General features: G+C 67.9%; 2 protein-coding genes. Both read right to left on the reverse strand.

Annotation, left to right across the window (positions count from 1 at the left end):
* The coding region (locus JMF90_RS36340; RefSeq protein ID WP_201326272.1) for an RtcB family protein at positions 1–525 on the reverse strand (525 nt) is incomplete at its 3' end.
* A 61-nt stretch (positions 526–586) separates the two neighbouring features.
* Positions 587–1616: slipin family protein (locus JMF90_RS36345; RefSeq protein ID WP_201326273.1), on the reverse strand; the 1030-nt coding region annotated here is incomplete at its 5' end.

Raw genomic sequence — 1616 nt, forward strand, 5'->3', positions numbered from 1 at the left:
CACTTCGATGAAGTGGTTGCCGGTGCCGAGCGTGCCGAGATGCGCGTAGTGGTTCGTCTTTGCCAGCTTCGGATACTTGTCGACGATGCGCTGAAAGCCCGGCTGCAGCGATTTCCACGCGTCGGTCACGGCGGCCGGCGTGCGATCGCCCCACGCGCCCGGATCGCGGCGGCCCGGCGCACGGCCGTGCGGCACCGCGCATTCGATCGCGCTGCGCAGCCCGCCAAGCGAATCGGGCAGGTCGGCCGCCGTCAGCGTCGTGCGCGCGGCCATCATCCCGCAGCCGATGTCGACGCCGACCGCGGCCGGGATGATCGCGCCCTTCGTCGGAATCACGCTGCCGATCGTCGAGCCCTTGCCGAGGTGCACGTCCGGCATCACCGCAACGTGGCCGAAGATGAACGGCATCTGCGCGGTGTTGCGCAGTTGCGCGCGCGCTTCGTCCTCGACGGCGACACCTTGCGTCCACATCTTCACCGGCTTGCCGTTCGCCAGTTCCATCACCTGATAATCCATGTCGGTCATTTGCTTCACCTGATTCATTTCGGGACCGGCGCGACCCATCTGCATCGCGCCGGAGCCTGCATTACGTGCCCTTGATGCTGACGAGCCCGTTCAGCACCTGGTCGAGACCGCCGAACACCGAGATGCGGTCGATCCGTTCCGCGACGCGCTCGAGCGTTTCCAGCTCCTTGAGCCGCAGTGCGGTCGGGTTTTCTTCCATCACCTTCGCGGTGTTCAGCAGCGAACGCGTGGCCGCCGTTTCCTCGCGGCGGCGAATCACGTTCGCCTGCGCGGATTTCTCCGCTTCGACCACCTGCGCGAGGATCGTCTTCATGTCGCCCGGCAGCACGATATCCTTCACGCCGACGCTGCGCACGTCCACGCCCGAACCGTCGAGACGGGCGCGCACGTGCGCGATCACGACCTCGTCGAGCGACTGCTTGTCCTCCAGCAACTCGTCGAGCGAGCGCGTGCCGACCGCCGAACGCAGCGCGAACTGCAACTCGCGATACAGGTGTTCGACCGGCTTCTGCAACTGGCCGAACGCTTGCAGCACGTCCGCATAACGCCACGTCGCCGACAGGTTCAGCCGCAGCGCGACCTTGTCGCGCGTCAGGATTTCCTGCCCGCCGACCTCGATCGCCTGCAAGCGCAGATCGACCAGCTCGACCGCGACGTCGCGGTTGAAGCGCCAGAACGCCGACGCGCCCGCGTCCAGCAACCGCTCGATCTTGCCGTCGACCTTCAGCACGCCGACGTGGTACGCCGGCACCTGCGCCAGCAGCACGCCCGTCAGCCCCGCCACGCCGCGCGCACGCAGCGACGGTTGCGCGATGCGCTTCACCAGCGCGGCGGGCAGCATGCTGTCCTGCGCGAGATCGATGCGCTCCAGCCGGTGCGCGGTCAGGCCGCGCCAGTACAGCCGGCGCGTGCCCGGCGCCAGAATCTCGACGAGCACGTCGTCTTCGTAGCGCAGGCCGGCTTCGTCGTCGGCGAGATCCATCGCGACGAAATACCGCGCGAGCACGTCCGGTGCGTCGTGACGCAGGTAGTCGGCCAGCGCTTCGTCGGCGAGCGGCGCGTCGAGACGCGCGGTCTGCACCGACAGGCGC

Origin of the sequence: Burkholderia sp. E168m23 (genome assembly GCF_016586125.1) — a bacterium.
Lineage (GTDB): Bacteria > Pseudomonadota > Gammaproteobacteria > Burkholderiales > Burkholderiaceae > Burkholderia > Burkholderia orbicola.